This is a genomic window from Bacillus sp. FSL W8-0770 (assembly GCF_038008705.1).
GTDB classification, from domain to species: domain Bacteria; phylum Bacillota; class Bacilli; order Bacillales; family Bacillaceae_G; genus Bacillus_A; species Bacillus_A cereus.
In genome coordinates this window covers 2,603,577-2,623,934 of the sequence record NZ_JBBOZR010000001.1, presented here as the reverse complement: position 1 = coordinate 2,623,934, position 20,358 = coordinate 2,603,577, and the positions used below count along the sequence as shown (strand labels likewise).

Here is a 20,358-nt window from a genome sequence, read left to right as displayed (position 1 = left end):
ATGATGAAAGGAAGAAAACAATGATAAGGGAAGCAACGAAAAAAGATTTAGCATACATTTTAGATATTTATAACGATGCGATACTTTATACAACAGCTGTATATGCGTATAAACCTGTAACCCTTGAAAATAGAATAGATTGGTATGAACAAAAAAAGGCTGAAGGGTATCCAATTTTCGTATATGAATTAGATAATAAAGTAGTAGGATTTGCGACATTCGGCCCATTTAGAACGTGGCCTGCTTATAAATATTCAGTTGAACATTCTGTGTATGTAGATAAGGCATATAGAAAAAATGGCATTGGGTCTTCATTAATGAAGGAATTAATCAAAATTGCAAAGGAAAGAGAGTATATGACCTTAATTGCTGGAATTGATGCAGAGAATGAGAAAAGTATTGCCTTGCATCAAAACTATGGATTTGTTCATGCAGGAACAATAAAAAAAGCTGGTTATAAGTTTAATAAATGGCTAGATTTAGCTTTTTATCAGCTGGAACTTAACGGTCCTGAAAATCCTATAGAAGAATAAATATTTTTCGGTAGCAAGAAAAAATTCATGCTACCTTTTTCTTATTTTAATAGCTAATGAAAAGGTTTTTACATTCAATGTTGAAATATTAGAAGTTAATATAACGATATAAAAAGAGGGATAGAAATGGAAACTGTTATAAATAAAATAAAAGAGGTACAATCTAATTATGTGGGAATGGCAATTTATTCTACAAAAAATAATCGTATAGTTGCTTCGTATAATAGTGAATTAAATATTCCGTTAGCATCAGCAGCAAAATTAGTCATTGGATTTGTAGTAACGCAAATGGTGAAGGAAAATAAACATAATTGGAATGATATACTTCATTACATTAAATTTAATCCACATGAAGATAGTGCGCAGTTATATCCGCATTTACAAGGAAGAACTTCTTTAACACTTAGTCAAGCGGTAGAGGTAATGATTGCTTGTCATGATAGTTACGTTGCACAGTCAGTTGTAATGCACTGTGGTGGATGGGATGCTGTGAAAATGTACGCACAAACGTACTTTTCAAAAATTCATATACAAGAGAATGCTAGAGATGAGAAAAATGTTGGAGAATTAAGTGAAGTTCTTGCCCTTTTCATACAAACCTTTCAAGGTTATAAGTCAGAACCAGAATTATGGGAACCAATTATTAGCGGCATGGTAAGACAGCAAGGAGAGTATGAAGAAATTCCATATTATCATATAGCTCATATGACAGGTGGATTACTCACAGCTACAATAAATATTGGTATTATAGGAATGTTTAACGAATTTCCACTTCTTTATGTGATTGGGGGAAAAGATTTACCGAATCGCCGTGAAAATAAAGAGGTAGATGAAGCTTTTGCAGTAGTTTTAAAGTACATATACAAAGAATATAGTGAAAGCATGCTAGGAGTGAGCGATTGAAAAGAAACTTAAAGACTTCAACAATCATTATTTTAATTTTAACGATTATTGCTCTTGAAGTTGGAATCGCACTATATGATCACAATTTGTCATTAGATACAATTTACTTTGCAGCAATTCTTATTTGTATTGTATTGCTTTTTGGCACACGTGTTTCTGAAGAGAAAGAAAGTACATCGAAACGAGGGCGAAGAAAAATAGCTGTTATATTTTGGTCATCTATTTTATTGTCTATCGCTTGTTTTGCAGTTATAAGTTACATAAGGGTAGGCTATGTCTCTGTACCAGGGATAATTGGCTTTTCATGCTTTGTTACATATGGTGGATTCGTTTTGATTAGTATTTTAAAGGGGAAAAATAAAATGTAGCTTACTAAGTTGAAAGGAAGCAATGTATATGAAACATATAGAGAACGGTACACGTATTGAAGGAGAATACATTAAAAATAAAGTCATTCAATATAATATGTCCATCTTAACAGATGAAGTAAAACAGCCGATGGAAGAAGTAAGTCTCGTAGTAAAAAATGAAGAAGGAAAAATATTTGGTGGTGTAACAGGTACGATGTATTTTTATCATCTTCATATCGACTTTTTATGGGTTGATAAATCAGTTCGTCATGACGGTTGGGGGAGCCAACTTTTACATAAAATTGAAGAAATTGCGAAGGAAAAAGGGTGCAGATTAATATTGCTAGATTCATTTAGTTTTCAAGCACCAGAATTTTATAAAAAGCACGGTTACCGAGAGTATGGTATCGTTGAAGATCATCCAAAAGGTCATAGTCAGCACTTTTTTGAAAAGAGATTATAATAATATTATGTATACTGATTGATAGGAGAAAGCATATGTACACGTATAAATTGCAACAAGAACAACCAATCTGTGCAGAAAAAATTAAGAAGCTTTATGATTCTGTCGGTTGGTGGCCAGAAAGAAAAGAAGTCGATATTGAAAAAATGTTAAAGAATAGTATAGCCATTGGAGTATGGGAAGAAAATGAATTAGTTGGATTTGCTAGAGTCGTTTCTGATGGTGTTTTTCGAGCATACATTGAAGATGTTGTCGTACATGAGAATGTAAGGAATAAAGGTATTGGAGAGAAAATGCTTACAATATTACTTCGAGAAATATCTCATATTGATATTGTTAGTCTATTTTGCGGAGAGAAGCTAATAAAGTTTTACGGTGAGCAGCAATTTCAAGCAACGAAGCAAATTGTGATGCATCGTAATCAAACAGGGAAAGAATAAGAGGTGCCAATTAAAATGAATGCAACAAGAGCGTACTGTTTATCGAAAAGAAAAGCGACAGAAGATTCTCCAGGTGGCTGGAGTGCAACATGTATGAGGCTTAATAATAAAATATTTGCGATAGTAAATCATGAAGAAGGCGAAAAAGCTGCGATTACATTGAAGTGTGATCCAGAAGTCGCATTAAGAATAAGAGAAGATTATCCAGAAACAATTATTCCAGGGTATCATATGAATAAAAAACATTGGAATACCGTTTATATTCATAAGGATATAGAGCAGGAGCAAATTAATAAAATGATTGATTGGTCGTATGATTTAGTACTACAATCATTTTCAAAGAAAAAGCAGCAGGAGTTAATGGATTAATATGTATTAGGAGTGTGTGTAATGAAAGATTCGATTAAAGATACGTATGATAAATTAGCGAGTACATATAAAGAAAATCTAGATTTCGCAAATCCATATAACAGTTATTATGAAAGACCGGCGATGATGGAGCTTATTCCAAAGGAACTAGAAGGAAAAAAGATATTAGATGCTGGATGTGCAGCTGGATGGTATACTTCTCAATTCATAGGAAGAGGAGCAAATGTTACAGCAATTGATGTAAGTCCTGAAATGGTAAAAGCAGCAAAAGAAAATATAGGAGAAGAAGCGACGTTCCTTTGTCATGATCTGCAAGAAACATTGCCATTTGAAGATAATACGTATGATGTGATTGTAAGTTCATTAACTCTTCATTATATAGAAAATTGGAATCAAGTATTTCAAGAATTTCGTCGTGTATTGAAGCCAGGTGGAGAACTTATTTATTCTATTCATCATCCTTTTATGGATTTCACAAAGTTTCCATGTGAAAATTATTTTGAAAAACAGTTATTAATAGATACTTGGGTTAAACCGAATATTACTATTGAAGTCAAGTTTTTTAGAAGATCATTACAAGACATACTAAATGAAACTACAAATTATTTTGTATTAGAAGAGATAGTGGAACCGAAGGCAATTGAAAAAATGAAAGAAGTAAGCGAAAAATCATATCATTATTTAAATATGAATCCACATTTTCTTATCATAAAAGCAATCAATAAATAGCTAGTAAAATAACTTTGTTTTACTAGCTATTTACAGTTTTACATTACATATTAGGAGACTTTAAAATGAATACGAAACGAAATAGAGTAGTATATGCACTATTTACTATAGTTGTTATTATTTTAGGTCTTAGCTCAAGAAAGTTTGCTTTTGCACTACCACATCTATTAAATGATTATTTAGGTGATGCATTATGGGCATTAATGATTTTCACTGGCTTTGGATTTTTGTTTCCTAAAACAGAGACGAAGAAGTTGGCTTTTATTAGTTTAATGTTTTGCTACGGGATTGAAGCGAGCCAATTGTATCATGCGGAATGGATAGATAGCATTCGTGCAACGACTTTTGGGGGACTCGTGTTGGGATACGGTTTTTTGTGGAGTGATGTAGTGGCTTATACAATTGGTGTTGGAGTGGGAATACTGTGTGAGGTTATTTTTCGGAAGAAATAAGAATTGTAAAAGGGGTATTTGTAAATGGAACAAGCACTGGAAATTGCAAAGCTTTGGTTTCGAAATGAACATGTCACAGCTACTGTAATGCAACCAAAAGTAGCGAAGGTTTTATGCAAGAATAAAGAGTATATTTTAAAGAGAACGGGATCGATAAAGCAATTTCTAGTAGAATTTGATGTTTTGAAGCAACTGTATGAAAAGGGAATTAAAGTACAGAGAGTAGTAAAGACAGAAAATGATGAACAATATGTATTATATAAAGAAAAATATTATTGCTTATATGAGTATGTTGTCGGAAGTGTTTTAGAAATAAAAGATACGGATAAGCTGGAAAGGCTAGCAAGTACAATTGGAGAAGAAATAGCTAATCTGCACAAAGCATTACATTCGGTGAATAGTGACCATGAGTTAATAAAAAGAGATTTATATAAGATGGTATTTGAATGGGCTATACCGATTTTAGAAAAGAATGAGCATGTTCATCGAGAGGTAATTCAAAAGATGGAGCGAATGCACGCAGCTTTCAAGGAAACGGTCCATCCATTACCGAGACAAATTATTCATCGTGATATGCATCTATCAAATTTAATCTTTAAAGATGATAAACTGGAAGGGTTTATAGATTTTGAGATTTTAGAAAATAATGTAAAAATATTTGATTTATGTTATTGCTGTACAAGTGTATTAAGCGAGCTATTTAGTGATGAAAGATTAAGAGGGAAATGGTTACATATCGTTAGCAAAGTCTTTGAAGGTTATTATAAACAAAATGATTTAACGAAAGAAGAACTAAAAGCTATTTGGTATGTTATGCTTTCAATTCAAATTATCTTTATTGCTTATTTTGTCCAGTTACCAGATTTATTAAAGTTAAATGAAGAAATGTTCTTCTGGATTTTTGCTAATAAGGAAGCTATTGAAGAAGTTATAGAAGGTATCGTAAAGGTATGAAAAAAATAATATTAATTGGTTCTGGTGGTTCAGGAAAATCTACATTAGCAAGGCAGTTAGGAAATAAATTAAATATTAAGGTGCATCATCTTGATGCATTATTTTGGAAACCGAATTGGGAAGGTGTTCCGAGAGAAGAACAAATAGCAGTTCAAAATAACTTAATTAAAGATGAGAAGTGGATTATTGATGGGAATTATGGCGGGACGATGGATATCAGACTGAATGCAGCTGATACAATTATCTTCCTTGATATTCATAGAACAATTTGTATTTATCGTGCGTTTAAAAGAATTGTAAAATACCGGAATAAAACAAGACCAGATATGGGCGCGGGATGCGAAGAAAGATTTGATTTGCAATTTTTTAAATGGATATGGAAATATCCTAATGCTAAACGACCTACAATTTTAAAAGGGTTAGAGCAATTGTCCGAAGAGAAAAAGGTTATTGTTTTAAAATCTCCAAATGAGGTTCGGAAATTTTTAGAGCACATATAATAATAGAATGTGACACAACAATTCTTTTTGGATCTTACCGATTAGTTTAATTAAACTAATCGTTTTTTATTATGAAAAATTTAACGCTTTTTGAAAATTGTATTTTGTAATGAGTATATGACTATAATTTCATATAAAATGAACGTTTGGAGGAATAGAAAATGACTAATGATTTAATTCAAACAATCGATTCATTAATGGTAAATATTCCAGCTGGAGAGGTAGTATTAAGAGATAATCGAATAAAAAAAGAATGGCTAGTGCAAATTCAACCATTTCTTCTTGCGAAGTATGCTGTAACAATCGAACTATATGATGCTATTACAAATAGTACATTAAATAATTTTGATAAAAATCATAAACCAGTTGTCAATATTTCATGGAACGATGCCATTGCGTTTTGTAATGTACTTTCAAAAAAAGCGGGATTAAAAGAATATTATTCTATTAGTGATGGTGGTCAAATTGTGAAATGTAATTTAGATTCAAATGGCTACCGATTACCATGTGAGGCAGAGTGGCAATATGCATGTAAAGCAAGTACAACCGGATATACATACGGGAAACTTCATGATATAGCGTGGTATAATGAAAATTCAAATGGAGAGATTCATGACGTTGGCCAAAAAGAACCGAATGCATGGGGACTTTATGATATGCTAGGGAACGTTTGGGAATGGTGTTATGATTTGTATGATGAAACAGTGTACGGATCATACCGCATTTTTCGTGGTGGTAGTTGGGCTGAAACAGCGAGAGGGTGCGGCGCTACTTGTCGTCGTCGAAGCCATCCTACATTTCATATAGATGATCTCGGTTTTAGACTTGCTAGATCAATTTAGTAGGAACATGATACGAACAACTAAGAAAAGAGTATGGAGAGAATCCGTACTTTTCCAACATAGAAACGATTTAACGTAAGGAGTGTTTATTATGGCGCGTGTTTTATTTATTAACGCTGGATCAGAAGGACATATAAATCCAACTTTACAAGTTGTGGAAGAATTGATTTCTCGTGGTGAAGAGGTCGTTTATTTTTCAATAGAAGCTTTCAGGGATCGGATTGAGAAGACAGGTGCTACTGTACGAACGATTGATGATCAAAAATTTATAAAAGCGTTTCTATCTGGAGGCAGAAATTATTTACAGGAAAGAATAAACGGTCTTCTACATACAGCAGATGTTGTTATACCTAGTGTTCTAGAACAAATTGAAGGTGAACATTTTGATTACATAATTCATGATTCTATGTTTGGCTGTGGGCACTTAATTGCTCAAATTCTTAAATTGCCATCTATAAATTCATGTACATCTTTTGCGCAGGATGAAAAATCTTTTGAGCAAATGTTAGGTCATCTGTCAAAAAATATCCCAGTAGAAATTCATGATAAAATACAGAATGATTTTCAAAACTTAACGAAGGGAATTGCTGAAAAATATGGTGTTGAAATAAAATCACCGTATGAAGTTTTCTGTAATCCTGCACCCCTTACTATTGTGTATACAATTAAGGAGTTCCAGCCTTTTGGTGATACGTTTGATGAAACATATAAATTTGTAGGACCATCTATCTCTGCACAAGTAAAAAACAGAGACGTTGATTTTACTTCAATTGAAGAAAAAAGTCCGATTTATATTTCATTAGGTACTGTTTTTAATGAAGCGATTGATTTTTATAAACTGTGTATGAAGGCCTTTGAGAATAGCGAGCATACAATTGTCATGTCTATTGGTAATAAAACAAAAATAAGTGATCTAGGCGAAATCCCTAAAAACTTCATTGTGAAAAACTATGTGCCTCAAACCGAACTGCTTACTTATACGAAACTATTTATTACACACGGCGGGATGAACAGTGTGCATGAAGGACTGTATAACGGGATTCCGCTCGTTGTAATACCGCAAAGTGCAGATCAGCCAGCAATCGCAAAGCAAGTGGAGAGTCTTGGAGCAGGAGTTCAATTACATATGAATGAATTAACCGTGGAGAAATTGCGTGAAAGTGTGGAGTTAGTTTTAAATAACCCTTCATATAAAGAGGCTGCTTTGAATTTGAAGGAATCATTCCGAACATCGGGTGGATATAAAGAAGCTGTTGATGAAATCTTTACATTTGTAGGTCAGTAATAAATATAAAGTTATACATGAAAAAAGTGTCTATATTAAATGATATAGACACTTTTCTGTTGTAAGAAGAGAAGAATTGTTTAAATGGAAAAAATGAAAATACTAAATGTGAATTTTGAGAACTAAGTCTACAATTTCTGCTGCACACTTTTATTTTATCCCGTATTAACCGACCGTAAAACCCCAACTAATTAAAGTTTTACTTTATGATTTCAGGATGTGGTTTTATATGTTAGTAATAATTTCACTGTTTCTGCACAACTTCTGCACATGCTTAGGCGAGTTCTATGTCATGATATATTCATAAAGTGAAATATTTCACAAGGAAAAAATATATTTTCACTGCGGTGTATGCATAATTAACACATACATCGGTACAAGTTTGTCTCTTGTTATTCTTTTACATCAAAGCCCACATTCCACTACAAAGTATAACAAGAAGGGGACATGAACATGAATAATCGATTTTTAAAACAACTACAAAATATGAAAATGAACAAAAAAAGTTTAGGAATTGTAGCATTAACAGCTGGAATTATTAGTACGACACTTATTCCTCAAAATGCTTATGCGCACGGTTTTGTTGAAAAGCCCGGTAGCCGATCCGCTTTATGTAGTCCAACTTATGGTGCGCTAAATGTAAACTGTGGAAGTGTTATGTATGAACCACAAAGTTTAGAAGCTCCAAAAGGGTTCCCACAAGGTGGTCCAGTAGATGGACAAATTGCTTCAGCAGGCGGAAAATTTGGTGGTATTTTAGATCAACAAACAGCAAATCGTTGGTTTAAAAATACAATCACTGGTGGGGAAAATACATTTACTTGGAAGTATACTGCGCCTCACTTAACGAGTAAGTGGCATTACTATATTACTAAAAAAGGATGGAATCCAAATAAAGCGCTAACAAGAGCAGATTTCGAACCAATTGGAACTGTACAACATGATGGTTCTGCAGCTTCAAATAATTTAACTCATAAAATCAATGTACCTACTGATCGTAGTGGATATCATGTGATTTTAGCAGTATGGGATGTAGCTGATACAGCAAATGCATTCTATAATGTAATTGATGTTAATCTTATTAATGATGTGAAACCAGACATAGAAGCACCAAGTATTCCAAATGGACTTCAGACGCAAAAAGTAACAGCGAATAGTGTAGAACTAACATGGAACGCTTCTACGGATAATGTAGGGGTAAAAGGATATCAAATCTTCCGTAACGGAGAGATGATTGATACAGTACCAGGGACTCATTTTATTGATAAGAAGTTACAACCAAGTACAGAATACTCTTATACTGTAAAAGCAATTGACGCAGCTGGCAATGTATCGACAGAAAGTACAGCGCTTACAGTAAAAACGACAGCTGAGACTCCTGATACAGAAGCACCAACACAACCAAAAGGATTACATAGTATGGGAACGACAGCGTCAAGTGTGGATTTAATGTGGAGTCCATCTGACGATAATATTGGTGTAGACCATTATGATATTTATAGAGAAACAGAAGGGTCAATGAAAAAGATTGCAACATCCAATACAACTTCTTATTTGGATAAAAATCTGCTCGCTAATACTACTTATAAATATGTAGTGAAAGCTGTTGATGTAGCTGGAAATGAATCCGTACAGAGTGATATATTCACAATTACTACAAAAACTGAAAGCGCTTCACATGAAGCGTGGGATGCAAAAAAAGCATATAAAAAGGGAGATAGAGTTCTACACGAAGGAAAAGTATATGAAGCAGTCCAGAGTTATCAAGGAAATGGTGATCCAAACTGGATTTATGCATTATCATTATGGAAAACAGTGTAAGTTTTACCTAGGTATGAACTAAAAGATGATGGGCTTTGATGCAAAAGGTAATTTTGAGAATTCACTTTTCTATTAATAAAACAGGGTAGTGTATGAATACATAAGATTCATATACTACCCTTTTTATTATGATAACACTTTCGTCATAAGTATGTGCGGAATGCCATCTTCCATAAATATATCAGAAGAAGTTTGATAGTCTAATTTTTTATAAAATCCTTCAGCTTGTGTTTGACCGTGTAGCTTCACTTTTGTAGCTTGTTCGTTACGAGCAATTTCTTCTAACGTTTGAATGATGACTTTACCTAATCCATATGTACGATAATCTTTTAAAATACAAATACGTTCTAATTTTCCGACACCATCAACAAATCGTATACGCCCTGTGCCTACAGGAAGATCATGATAATAAACTAAAATATGTTTACATTGCTCTCCGATTTCATCGAATGTATCGAATTCATCTGTAAGAGGAACACCTTGTTCTTTTACAAATACTTCTTTTCGAATATGAAAGGCAGTTTCTAAATCAGTAAGTTCTGTTATAAGTTTGGATTGCAAAATGTTCAGTCCTTTCTAGTGTAATCAGTTTGCGTTTTCCTAGTATATCATAATAAAGCACTATTAAGAGAAGAAGAACATACTAAAAAGCCAACTTTAAAAAGTTAGCTTTTATTACAATTTCTTTATCCCATTTTTAGTACCAATAATTGCTGTACTCGTCATACTTATAAACAACCCTGTTTCAACTACACCAGTAATCATTTTTAATTGGGTGTGTAAATGGGCAGGATTAGAAATATGATTAGGGAATATACAATCGATAATCATGTTATTGTTATCGGTTATATAGATTTCATTATTTTTTAAACGTAACGTTGTTTGACACCCTAAAGACTGAATTTTATTTTCGGTTTGTTTCCATGAAAAAGGGATGATTTCAACAGGTAATGGAAAATTACCTAAATGTGTTACAAGTTTCGATTCATCAGCAATGATAATTAGTTTTTTAGAGGAAGAGGCAACGATTTTTTCACGAAGTAATGCACCGCCACCGCCTTTTATAAGTTGTAAATCTGAATCAATTTCATCCGCTCCATCAATTGTAAGATCAAGACTTTGTACGTCGTTTAACGAAAGTAGGGGGATATTTAGTTGATGTGCTAATGCTTCAGTTTCCTTTGATGTTGGTACAGCTTGAAATGATAATCCTTCTTTTACACGCTCACCTAATTTTTGTATTGTCCAATATACAGTAGAACCTGTACCAAGCCCAACCTTCATGCCATCATTTACAAAGTTAGCGGCATATTCGCCAGCGAGCTGTTTTAAATTCATCGCTTTACTCCACCGGACGCGGCCCGGCATCAAGACCTGAATTTTCAACTGTAAGTACCGGACGAACGACTATATCTTTATGTACACGCATTTGACAAGATAATCGTAAATGATCTTCAATTCCTTTTTCCGTCATTGCATGTTTCTCATTCGCACTTGCTTCACAGAAATCACCTGCTAGTATTTCTACTCTACAAGTTGTGCAACGTGCATTCCCGCCGCAACGATGAAGAATGTTGACACCGCTATCTTCAATTGCTAATACTAACTTTGTTCCTTCTTTCACATCAAAAGTTCCCGCACCTTCAATTGTTAATTTTGGCAAATTTGTTCCTCCTCACGTAAAATTGTACATAACATATTTATGACCGCGAATTATTGAACATAAACATTATTTTTTTATATCCCCGTAACTTTTTTTAATGTTGAATCGTTTATTAAGTAAGCGCTGAAAAGGAGTGGTTATTTTGTGCACAAAAGTAACTCATGTTTCAAAGAACCATATCGATATGAATCATTCAAATATAAACTTTTTAATTGAACAATATGGAGAGTTAAAAAGATACTGTACTTTTTTAACGAAAAACAAATGGGATGGGGAAGATCTCGCCCAAGAAACAGTGTGTAAAGTGCTTCAAAAATATAGAAATAAAGATATTTGTATGACACTCGTCTATAAAATAGCAAGAAATCGTTGGTTAGATCAGATGAAGTCTAAGTCTGTTCATGAAAAAATAAGAGGACAAATCACTTTTGAAGAACCACATGAGAACATTGCAGATTTGCATGAAATGGTAGGGAAAGTATTGTCTTCATTAAATGTACAGCAATCCGCGATTTTATTATTAAAAGATGTTTTTCAATATAGTATCGCTGATATTGCTAAAGTGTGTTCTGTATCAGAAGGTGCAGTGAAAGCTTCTTTATTTCGGAGTAGAAATAGGCTGAAAACTGTAAGTGAAGAAGGGATTGAGATAGTCGAATTCACAGAGGATATTGAAGTTGTTGTAACATCTATTCGTGAGGAAAGACCGGAATTATTAACGAAGCTTCTTCCGACAATAGATTTTACTAAGTTACCATCTAAACAGCCAGTCTTATTATTTAATGTGAAAAAACCTTCTTCCTACAGTTATATGCTTTACGCAGCATAACAAGTATTGGAGGGATTTAAAATGAATGCAATTCCATATGTAGTAGAACAAACAAAATTAGGAGAACGTTCCTATGATATATATTCAAGGTTATTGAAAGACCGCATTATTATTATCGGCTCAGAAATTAATGATCAAGTAGCGAGTAGTGTCGTAGCGCAATTATTATTTTTAGAAGCAGAAGATGCAGAAAAAGATATATTCTTATACATCAATAGCCCTGGCGGTTCAACGACAGCAGGTTTTGCAATATTAGATACGATGAATTTAATTAAACCAGATGTGCAAACGCTATGCATGGGCTTTGCGGCATCATTCGGTGCATTGTTATTATTATCAGGAGCAAAAGGAAAACGGTTTGCTCTCCCTAACAGTGAAATTATGATTCATCAGCCGCTTGGTGGTGCACAAGGGCAAGCAACAGAAATTGAAATAACTGCGAAAAGAATATTAAAGTTAAAGCATGATATTAATAAAATGATTGCAGAAAAAACAGGCCAACCGATTGAAAGAGTAGCACATGATACAGAAAGAGATTATTTTATGACTGCAGAAGAAGCGAAGGCATATGGGATTGTAGATGACGTTGTTACGAAAAAATAAGTTAAAAACAGGCTAGAGGATATGCTAACCCTCTAGCCTATTTTTATTAATCTTTTACCCATTCATCAACTAGCGCTTGATTCTTCTTAATCCATTTTCGCGCCGCTTCTTCGGGATCTTTCGTTTTATTTAACTCGACCATTAACGTACCAAGCTGTTCATCGTTCATCTTCCATTTGTCAAAGTATTTTATGATATCCGGATGGTCTTTTTCGAAACCTTTACGAACGGAGTAATAAATGTCATCTTTTTCACCATATACTTTCTTAGGGTCTTTTAAATATTTTAAGTCAAATTCTGAAAAGCCCCAATGCGGATTCCAAAGCGTAACAGTGATTGGTTTTTTTTTCGTATATGCTTTCTTTAGTTCACTCATCATCGCAGCTTCAGAAGATTGGACAAGTTTTAGTTTTATATCATATTCTTTCATTGCTTTATTCGTTAAATTCATAAGACTACTACCGGGTTCGATACCGACAATTTTATTCTCTAGTTCATCTTTATGAGCATTTAAATCTTCGATACTGTTTATGTTTTTCATATAAGAAGGGACGACTAAACCTAGTCCAGTACCTTCGTACCATTTTGATTTTAAGACAATATCATCTTTATAACGATCGTTTAGCGGTTTATCTGTAACTGGTAGCCATACTTCTAAATTCGCATCAACATCACCACGAGCGACACCAGTCCAAATTGCGGCTTTTTCTAAATACATAAGTTCAACTTTGTAGCCTTTTTCTTCTAATAAAACTTTCCACATGTTTGCGGTTGCAATATTTTCTTTCCAACTTGTTACACCAAGTTTAATTTTTCCTTTCGAATTTGCATTTGTTGCATTACATGAAGTGAAAATCATAGTAATAAATAATGCAAGGCATATAAACCAAATTTTCTTTCGCATCGAAAACCTCCTAAGTAACGTTTGCCTTATAAAATAAATGTATAAGTAAGCATTCTTATTATGAACGGAAACGAGAATTTTAAAGAAATCTTATGAATGTCATTTTTATGTAATATTTCTTTGTAAAATCGCAACACTATGTGAATAGATGGGTAGAAAAGGAGTAGTGACATGGATAATACAAAGGTGCGTGTTGAAAACGTAACAAAAGTATTCGGGAAACATCCGCAAAGGGCCCTTTCCTTATTAAAAGAAGGAAAAAGTAAATCGGAAATTTTAAAAGAGACAGGAATGAACGTTGGGGTGAAAAAAGCAACGTTTGAAGTTTACTCTGGAGAGATTTTCGTTATTATGGGTTTGTCTGGTAGCGGGAAATCTACGCTAGTTCGTATGTTAAATCAATTGATTAAACCAACTGCAGGTCATATATACATAGATGGTGAAGACATCGCAACGATGGGAAAAGAAGAGTTACGGAGAGTAAGAAGAACGAAAATGAGTATGGTATTTCAGAAATTCGCTCTATTTCCGCATCGTACAGTTATACAAAATGTTGCATATGGTTTAGAAATACAAGGAGTTCCGGTTGAAGAGCGAGAGAAAAAAGCGTTAGAATCGCTACAGTTAGTAGGACTCGATCATCATAAAGATAATTACCCAAGTCAACTTAGTGGTGGTATGCAACAGCGCGTTGGAATCGCAAGGGCACTAACGAATAATCCAGATGTATTACTAATGGACGAGTCATTCAGTGCATTAGATCCACTTATTCGAAAAGAAATGCAAGATGAATTGTTAGAGTTACAAGATAAAATGGAAAAAACGATTATATTTATTACGCATGATTTAGATGAAGCGCTTCGAATTGGAGATCGTATCGCATTAATGAAAGATGGAGAAATCGTCCAAATTGGAACACCAGAAGAAATTATGATGAGCCCCGCTAATGAATTTGTAGAAAAGTTTGTTGCGGATGTGAATTTAGGAAAAGTAATTACGGCGGAGTCTATTTTAAAACGACCAGAAACTTTATTAATTGATCGTGGACCTCGTGTAGCCCTTCAAATTATGAGGAATGCAGGTGTTTCAACTGTATATGTTGTAAACAAAAAGTATGAGTTTTTAGGTATATTAACTGCGGATGATGCGAGTAAAGCAGTACAAAAACAGTGGCCGATTGCTGATTTATTACTTAATGATATTCCGCATGTGTATTTGGATACTTTACTGGAAGAGACATATGCAAAAATGGCAGAGATGAAATATCCGTTACCAGTAATCGATGAGAAGAAAAGGCTAAGAGGAATTATTAAACGTGAAAGTGTCATTCAAGCTCTTGCAGGAAATATTGAGGAAGAGGTGAAAGACGATGAATAGTATACCGCGGATTCCATTAGGGGAATGGGTCGACTCATTTGTTGCAAGTTTATATGAGCACCTTGAAGGCTTATTCCGAGGATTCTCTTATATTATTGGTGGATTCGTTGATTTACTCACTAATTTTTTAACAATAATACCAGCCATATTGATGATTATTATTCTTTGTTTCCTCATTTGGTACACAACGAGAAAAGTATCTTTAGTTATTTTTACATTGATCGGATTATTATTTATTTTGAATATTAACTACTGGGCACAAACGATGCAAACATTAGCACTCGTACTTACGTCTGTGATTATTTCAATTATTGTAGGGATTCCAATTGGTATTTTAGCATCTCAAAATGAACGTTTCTCAAAATTTTTAAAACCGACATTAGATTTTATGCAAACAATGCCGGCGTTCGTATATCTTATCCCCGCGATTACATTTTTCGGAGTAGGTGTAGTACCTGGGATTATTGCATCAGTAATCTTTGCAATGCCGCCGACAATTCGTTTTACTGACTTAGGAATTAGACAAGTTCCAGAAGATTTAATAGAAGCAGCAAATGCGTTTGGCTCTACCGCATCACAAAAATTATTTAAAGTACAATTACCACTCGCAACTGGCACAATCATGGCTGGTGTGAATCAAAGCATTATGCTTTCTTTATCGATGGTAGTAACAGCATCACTTGTAGGAGCTCCAGGACTTGGAGTTGATGTATATCGCTCTGTAACACAAGTTAATATCGGAATGGGATTTGAAGCTGGATTAGCTATCGTAGTAATCGCAATTATATTAGATCGAATTACACAAGGGTTCCATACGAAAAGAAAATAATGAATAAAAAACACACTTTTATAATACAAAGTGTGTTTTTTATTGCATCCAGATCACATACGAACGATAACAGAACCTCCAGCTGGTGCACAAACTTGGTTTTTTTGTTGTTCCATTGATTTAATTAATTGATTATTTTCCTCGATTAATGAGATTAATTTAGTTAATTGATTTTCAAGACTTGCAATACGCTGCATCATATATTGTGAATCATGATGCAATGTATTCCTTGCGGGATGAGGGGAATAAACATACTGTTGATTTATATTTGGATTCCAATGAGGATACATTTGAATCGTTCCTCCTTCAATAAATTACGAAGCTTTCTTATAGTAAATGCCTATGTATAATTAATAGTTACTTGAAAATTTTCCAATATAAAAGGAGTATGTACAGAAAATGGAAAATATTATATGTGAAGTTACAGTACATTTTTTGGAAATATTTAAGCGAGATAGTCCGTATATTAATACATTCAAGTAAATGTATGTTATTTAGGGAGAAATGATGGGAGGAGATGTAATTTTGGCTAAAAATAAAAAAAGAAATGATGCTTTGGCAATAGGTGTCGGTATAGGAGTTGTAATTGGTGTATTTCAAGGGCACTTTACAAATAATTTAGTAATCGGAATTGTGATTGGGATTATAATTGGGATTGCGTTTTTGAAGAAATAATGAGATGTAAATTCATTTCAAAAATTGTTGTATCAAAAGAATGAAAATTCGGAATACGAAACCTGTTTTTCCTTTTTTTGTGATATTATATATGAAAAGGAAGGTGATGGATATGTCAACAAACAATCAAATAGAACAAAACTGTTTCATTTGCAAAAAACATATAGGAAATATTATAGTTCCAGGTGGAGCTATTTTCGAAGATGAACTCGTTTACGTTGGACATGTCCACTGGGATAGTGAAGAAACATACCTGGGTTATGTAATGATAGATATAAAAAGACATGTACCTGGCCTTGCTGAACTAACAGATGAAGAAGCGAAAGCGTTCGGACTTATAACAAGTAGAGTAAGTAAAGCGCTAAAAGAAAGCGAAGGTGCAGAGCATATTTACACTTTTGTTTCAGGAAATGGTGTACCACATATGCATATGCACATTATTCCGCGTTATCCGAATACACCAAAAGAGTTTTGGTCACCAACCGAGATAGCGAAATGGACTGGCGCACCATATGGTGACGAAGAGAAAATAAAAAAACTATGTGAAAGAATACGAAAGTATATGGTAAATGAGTATGCATACAACAAATAATACACAATATTCATGGGTTGGAAATATAGAAATGTGTTTAGGAGAAATTTCAGTTAAACAATATGGTGATATTGTACTTGGTAAATATGGCGGGAATAAAAGTGCTGGAGCGAAAAAGAATGAAGATGGTGCATTAGTTTGGTCAAATGGTGAATGGGAATTTGCAGCTATATTAGATGGACATAATAGTGTAGAAAGTGTTGATTTAGTAGTAAATACAATCGAAAAAGAATATGAAAATATAAAAGTAATTTTGAATGAACCAATTAATTCAGTATTTCAGTCTGTTGAAAATCATATACTTACAATTTTTAAGTCATCTTCATTTAAGGAAAAGTGCAAAAAAATTAAAGGTGAAACAGCTTGCTTACTATGTGTAAGGAAAGAAAATTATATATGGTGGCTTTCTATCGGTGATTGTTTAGTGTATGTATTTCATGAAGAGTTACATAAGTTAGGACAATATGCATTAAATCAACGTCATTTTTACGAATGGATTGGAAATGTAAACACATTTGATTTACCTGTTCCTTGCTATTCATCAGGTATTCGTGAATTACGTACTGGAAAGAACCGAATTGTAATGGTGACAGATGGAGTATTAGAATGCGGGGAACGCCGATATGAAATACCTGTAAATTTGTATAATGCTATGAACAGAAATGATAAAACACTTAAAGAAAATATTCACAATGTTTTAGAACACGTGCATCATCAGTTGGGACGTGATAGTGCGACAATTATTAGTTGGGACGTAGAAAATAAAAGGAATGCTACGTATCCGAGTGATCAGCCGGAGAAAAGGTAAAGGAGGAAACATCACTGTTTTGGGTTAAAGGAATTTTATTAATAGTATGGATTATATCCTTAGTTGTTTTTGAAAAAGTAGTGAGGAAAAAACTAAATATACCGAAACAAACAGACTGGAATAGTAAATATGTAAACAACTTTCATAAATGGGGCACTAGGGCTCTTATTATTTCTTATATAATTTTTACGATGATATGTGCTACTTTAAATCCCGTTTATATTAGTAATTTACCCATTTTATTTTTAATAACTTTATACTGCTTTCAATCATTTATGGAGTGGAAATTTGATAAAGAATCGAGGGAATATGTCATTTCTTTAGGAACGGTTCCGCTATTAGTAATAACAGGAATTATTCTTAATTTTTTCTTTTATACCTATTGGATTTAATCATATGTGGAATGAATGGGGAGACAAAATGAAAAATCCTAAATTACGTGCTGAAGCAATGATTTTAAATGAAGATCATTCTAAAGTACTTGTACAATGCGATGAAAATGGATCATTTTATCGTTTTCCAGGTGGCTCTATTGAATTTGGTGAAACGTCAAAAGAAGCAATAATTCGAGAGTTAATAGAAGAATACGATTTGAAAGTTGATGTTCAAGAGTTAGCAATTGTAAATGAACACATTTTTGAGTGGGACAACGAAAAAGGTCATCATTGTACATTGATACATTGGGGGACTGTTGAAAAAATCATTACAAATGAAATAAGGCATAAAGAGCATGAGGATATTATATTAATTTGGAAAAGTCTAGAGGAATTACAGGAGAAGCCGACATATCCTGAAGGCATCATAAGTTATTTAGAAGGGGATAACCGTAATATAGTCCAATTTATTTCAAGTAATTAAATGAAATAACTAATAAACAAGAAACCATTTACTACTAAATGGTTTCTTGTTTATTTAAGCATTTATTTTAGTTAATATAGATGTAATGAAATTAGTTTTATCCTCTGCATACTTATGTTTATCAGTAGGATTAGCTTGTGAAAGTTGAATCTTTAACTGTTCATACTGCATGCGTGCAGTTTTATTGTCTATTAAGTAATCACGAAATTGTAATTGTTCTATTAAATATGTATTCCCTTGTTCATACATATGAATTTGATGAGTTCTTGGTTCACCTTTATTAAAATAGTATCTTTCGGGTAATACTTCTTTTCTATATTTATAGTTTAGTAGTTTTAACTTTTTAATACAATGTATACCGTCCGTATAATTTTCTAATTCAATTGCTATATCAATAATTGGCTTTGCACTTAAATATGGAATAGAAGTACTACCAATATGGTGTATCGCTAAAATATGTTCGCCAATTTGTTCCTCAATGAGTTGTTTCTCTTTCATAAACTCAATTTCCCATTCTTCAGTCCACGGCACTAAAAACACTTTCCCATACGGTAAACCTAACATTTAATTAGCATCCCTTTCAAAATAGTTTTCAAAAAGTTTATTACATTTTCTTAAAGCTTCTCAAAACAAGGTGTTCCCACAATCTCCAAGGAAGAATCTTCTTCGCAAAGATCATAAATTTCACACCTTTACCGATTGGATATCGTAAATTTGTACGCTTAGATTCAGCAATTTCTACAATTTTATTAGCAACATCTATCGGATTACCGAATGTATCACTACCGCTATTAATATGTTTTTGTATTTTATCCATATACTCTTTGTAAGGAGATGTTGTATCAGATTGGTTTTCAGCTAGTTGTTTCCCAACCTCCCATATGTTTGTGTTATAAGAACCTGGTTCAATTAAAGCAACATCTATTCCGAAAGGTTTTACTTCTAAGCGAAGCGATTCACTCCAGCCTTCTAATGCATATTTTGAAGATACATAAGGAGATAAACCAGGGAATCCAACTTGGCCGCTAATGCTGCTTATATTGATGATTTTTCCAATTCTTTGTTTTCTCATATACGGTAAGACAAGTCGGGTAATTGATATAGCTCCAAATAGGTTCGTTTCAAATTGTTTACGGTATTCCTCTACTGGAATTTCTTCTACAAAGCCGCCATTTGCATATCCTGCATTATTAACAAGTAGGTCTACTTTTTGTATTTCTTTTAAAAATAATTGGAAGTTATGTATAGAGTTTTGATCGGTTACATCTAATTGTTGAATTTTTATTTTTTGTTGTAAGTTGAGTTGAGTAGCTTGAGATAGTAAGTTTACTTGTTTTTCAAGGTTCCGCATTGTAGCAATAACTAAATAATCTTTTTTTGCGAGTTCGAGTGTAGTTAATAGTCCAAATCCACTTGAGGCTCCTGTAATTATTGCGATTTTTTTATTCATTTTCCGCCAGCTTTCTTTTTCTTTTATCATAACGAGTTATGATAAGAAAATCTATTATTCTTACATTCAGTATGAAATCAATTTGTATGTAAAAAAGGGGATTATAGGGAATGAGCGTATATAGAGTAG

At 33.3% G+C, this 20,358-nt stretch carries 29 protein-coding genes; 22 read left to right on the top strand and 7 right to left on the bottom strand.

Going from position 1 to position 20,358, the window contains the following annotated elements:
• Positions 1-20: 20 nt before the first annotated feature.
• The 13 genes from NST27_RS13500 (at position 21) to NST27_RS13440 (ending at position 9,641) form a co-directional block, all read left to right on the top strand.
• Positions 21-533, top strand: coding sequence for a GNAT family N-acetyltransferase (locus tag NST27_RS13500; RefSeq protein WP_000617513.1), 513 nt, complete (start codon positions 21-23; stop codon positions 531-533).
• A 126-nt stretch (positions 534-659) separates the two neighbouring features.
• Positions 660-1,436, top strand: a complete 777-nt coding sequence (locus NST27_RS13495; RefSeq protein ID WP_000450751.1) for a serine hydrolase — start codon at positions 660-662, stop codon at positions 1,434-1,436.
• Positions 1,433-1,804, top strand: a complete 372-nt coding sequence (locus tag NST27_RS13490; protein ID WP_000827994.1) for a hypothetical protein — start codon at positions 1,433-1,435, stop codon at positions 1,802-1,804. Before NST27_RS13495 ends, NST27_RS13490 begins: the two co-directional genes overlap by 4 nt.
• Before the next feature lie 28 nt (positions 1,805-1,832).
• Positions 1,833-2,249 (top strand): GNAT family N-acetyltransferase, encoded by a 417-nt coding sequence (locus NST27_RS13485; protein WP_000680413.1) that lies wholly within the window; start codon positions 1,833-1,835, stop codon positions 2,247-2,249.
• Positions 2,250-2,284: 35 nt separating this feature from the next.
• Positions 2,285-2,689: a GNAT family N-acetyltransferase gene (locus NST27_RS13480; protein ID WP_000288969.1), complete on the top strand. Its 405-nt coding sequence runs from the start codon at positions 2,285-2,287 to the stop codon at positions 2,687-2,689.
• A gap of 15 nt (positions 2,690-2,704) precedes the next feature.
• Positions 2,705-3,058 carry an MmcQ/YjbR family DNA-binding protein gene (locus NST27_RS13475; RefSeq protein WP_000994630.1) on the top strand — a complete coding sequence of 118 codons (354 nt, stop codon included), beginning with the start codon at positions 2,705-2,707 and terminating at the stop codon, positions 3,056-3,058.
• 21 nt (positions 3,059-3,079) lie between these two features.
• Positions 3,080-3,787 (top strand): class I SAM-dependent methyltransferase, encoded by a 708-nt coding sequence (locus tag NST27_RS13470; RefSeq protein WP_000655256.1) that lies wholly within the window; start codon positions 3,080-3,082, stop codon positions 3,785-3,787.
• A gap of 65 nt (positions 3,788-3,852) precedes the next feature.
• A complete protein-coding gene (locus tag NST27_RS13465) occupies positions 3,853-4,239 on the top strand; it encodes a ribosomal maturation YjgA family protein (protein ID WP_001093459.1) in 387 nt (128 codons plus the stop codon).
• A 24-nt stretch (positions 4,240-4,263) separates the two neighbouring features.
• Positions 4,264-5,193 carry a phosphotransferase enzyme family protein gene (locus NST27_RS13460; RefSeq protein WP_000434094.1) on the top strand — a complete coding sequence of 310 codons (930 nt, stop codon included), beginning with the start codon at positions 4,264-4,266 and terminating at the stop codon, positions 5,191-5,193.
• Positions 5,190-5,693, top strand: a complete 504-nt coding sequence (locus NST27_RS13455; RefSeq protein ID WP_000720552.1) for a DNA topology modulation protein — start codon at positions 5,190-5,192, stop codon at positions 5,691-5,693. The genes NST27_RS13460 and NST27_RS13455 overlap by 4 nt, the downstream gene beginning before the upstream one ends.
• A gap of 161 nt (positions 5,694-5,854) precedes the next feature.
• On the top strand, positions 5,855-6,535 hold the full coding sequence (locus tag NST27_RS13450) for a formylglycine-generating enzyme family protein (RefSeq protein ID WP_000180360.1): 681 nt from the start codon (positions 5,855-5,857) through the stop codon (positions 6,533-6,535).
• Between the two features lie 91 nt (positions 6,536-6,626).
• Entirely contained in the window at positions 6,627-7,820 is a 1,194-nt protein-coding gene (locus NST27_RS13445; protein WP_000124888.1) for a macrolide family glycosyltransferase, read from the top strand.
• A 453-nt stretch (positions 7,821-8,273) separates the two neighbouring features.
• Entirely contained in the window at positions 8,274-9,641 is a 1,368-nt protein-coding gene (locus tag NST27_RS13440) for a lytic polysaccharide monooxygenase (protein WP_001065162.1), read from the top strand.
• Positions 9,642-9,767: 126 nt separating this feature from the next.
• On the opposite strand, the gene NST27_RS13435 is transcribed toward NST27_RS13440, so the two are convergent.
• The 3 genes from NST27_RS13435 to NST27_RS13425 all read right to left on the bottom strand — a co-directional run bounded on the left by NST27_RS13435 (position 9,768) and on the right by NST27_RS13425 (position 11,304).
• On the bottom strand, positions 9,768-10,202 hold the full coding sequence (locus NST27_RS13435; RefSeq protein ID WP_001190880.1) for a GNAT family N-acetyltransferase: 435 nt from the start codon (positions 10,200-10,202) through the stop codon (positions 9,768-9,770).
• A 114-nt stretch (positions 10,203-10,316) separates the two neighbouring features.
• Positions 10,317-10,979, bottom strand: coding sequence for a ribose 5-phosphate isomerase A (gene rpiA / locus NST27_RS13430; RefSeq protein WP_001049997.1), 663 nt, complete (start codon positions 10,977-10,979; stop codon positions 10,317-10,319).
• A 4-nt stretch (positions 10,980-10,983) separates the two neighbouring features.
• Complete coding sequence (locus tag NST27_RS13425; protein WP_001125389.1) at positions 10,984-11,304, bottom strand: 2Fe-2S iron-sulfur cluster-binding protein; 321 nt, start codon at positions 11,302-11,304, stop codon at positions 10,984-10,986.
• 142 nt (positions 11,305-11,446) lie between these two features.
• Between NST27_RS13425 and NST27_RS13420 the strand changes: the two genes are divergently transcribed.
• Together NST27_RS13420 and clpP are read left to right on the top strand one after the other, a co-directional pair.
• Positions 11,447-12,133, top strand: a complete 687-nt coding sequence (locus tag NST27_RS13420) for an RNA polymerase subunit sigma-70 (RefSeq protein ID WP_044584534.1) — start codon at positions 11,447-11,449, stop codon at positions 12,131-12,133.
• A 21-nt stretch (positions 12,134-12,154) separates the two neighbouring features.
• The gene (gene clpP / locus NST27_RS13415) at positions 12,155-12,736 is read left to right on the top strand and encodes an ATP-dependent Clp endopeptidase proteolytic subunit ClpP (protein WP_000991610.1); all 582 of its coding nucleotides are present in this window, start codon (positions 12,155-12,157) and stop codon (positions 12,734-12,736) included.
• 46 nt (positions 12,737-12,782) lie between these two features.
• Here the strand turns inward: clpP and NST27_RS13410 are convergent, their stop codons facing one another.
• On the bottom strand, positions 12,783-13,640 hold the full coding sequence (locus NST27_RS13410) for a glycine betaine ABC transporter substrate-binding protein (RefSeq protein ID WP_001227622.1): 858 nt from the start codon (positions 13,638-13,640) through the stop codon (positions 12,783-12,785).
• Positions 13,641-13,811: 171 nt separating this feature from the next.
• Between NST27_RS13410 and NST27_RS13405 the strand changes: the two genes are divergently transcribed.
• Both NST27_RS13405 and NST27_RS13400 read left to right on the top strand, forming a co-directional pair.
• Positions 13,812-15,017 (top strand): quaternary amine ABC transporter ATP-binding protein, encoded by a 1,206-nt coding sequence (locus NST27_RS13405; protein ID WP_000370606.1) that lies wholly within the window; start codon positions 13,812-13,814, stop codon positions 15,015-15,017.
• A complete protein-coding gene (locus NST27_RS13400; protein ID WP_001084770.1) occupies positions 15,010-15,846 on the top strand; it encodes an ABC transporter permease in 837 nt (278 codons plus the stop codon). The genes NST27_RS13405 and NST27_RS13400 overlap by 8 nt, the downstream gene beginning before the upstream one ends.
• Positions 15,847-15,899: 53 nt before the next feature.
• Here the strand turns inward: NST27_RS13400 and NST27_RS13395 are convergent, their stop codons facing one another.
• Positions 15,900-16,136 carry a hypothetical protein gene (locus NST27_RS13395; protein WP_000283222.1) on the bottom strand — a complete coding sequence of 79 codons (237 nt, stop codon included), beginning with the start codon at positions 16,134-16,136 and terminating at the stop codon, positions 15,900-15,902.
• Positions 16,137-16,353: 217 nt separating this feature from the next.
• On the opposite strand from NST27_RS13395, the gene NST27_RS13390 reads away from it, so the two are divergent.
• The 5 genes from NST27_RS13390 to NST27_RS13370 all read left to right on the top strand — a co-directional run bounded on the left by NST27_RS13390 (position 16,354) and on the right by NST27_RS13370 (position 18,779).
• Positions 16,354-16,521: a hypothetical protein gene (locus tag NST27_RS13390; RefSeq protein WP_000508470.1), complete on the top strand. Its 168-nt coding sequence runs from the start codon at positions 16,354-16,356 to the stop codon at positions 16,519-16,521.
• A gap of 91 nt (positions 16,522-16,612) precedes the next feature.
• Positions 16,613-17,113: an HIT family protein gene (locus NST27_RS13385; protein WP_170317880.1), complete on the top strand. Its 501-nt coding sequence runs from the start codon at positions 16,613-16,615 to the stop codon at positions 17,111-17,113.
• Entirely contained in the window at positions 17,097-17,921 is an 825-nt protein-coding gene (locus tag NST27_RS13380) for a protein phosphatase 2C domain-containing protein (RefSeq protein WP_047386323.1), read from the top strand. The genes NST27_RS13385 and NST27_RS13380 overlap by 17 nt, the downstream gene beginning before the upstream one ends.
• 53 nt (positions 17,922-17,974) lie before the next feature.
• Positions 17,975-18,313 (top strand): DUF4181 domain-containing protein, encoded by a 339-nt coding sequence (locus NST27_RS13375; RefSeq protein ID WP_074628857.1) that lies wholly within the window; start codon positions 17,975-17,977, stop codon positions 18,311-18,313.
• 28 nt (positions 18,314-18,341) lie between these two features.
• On the top strand, positions 18,342-18,779 hold the full coding sequence (locus NST27_RS13370; protein ID WP_000795352.1) for an NUDIX domain-containing protein: 438 nt from the start codon (positions 18,342-18,344) through the stop codon (positions 18,777-18,779).
• Positions 18,780-18,833: 54 nt separating this feature from the next.
• On the opposite strand, the gene NST27_RS13365 is transcribed toward NST27_RS13370, so the two are convergent.
• Together NST27_RS13365 and NST27_RS13360 are read right to left on the bottom strand one after the other, a co-directional pair.
• Positions 18,834-19,343 carry a GrpB family protein gene (locus tag NST27_RS13365; protein WP_000901215.1) on the bottom strand — a complete coding sequence of 170 codons (510 nt, stop codon included), beginning with the start codon at positions 19,341-19,343 and terminating at the stop codon, positions 18,834-18,836.
• A gap of 40 nt (positions 19,344-19,383) precedes the next feature.
• Positions 19,384-20,229, bottom strand: coding sequence for an oxidoreductase (locus tag NST27_RS13360; RefSeq protein ID WP_001034802.1), 846 nt, complete (start codon positions 20,227-20,229; stop codon positions 19,384-19,386).
• Positions 20,230-20,358 lie beyond the last annotated feature (129 nt).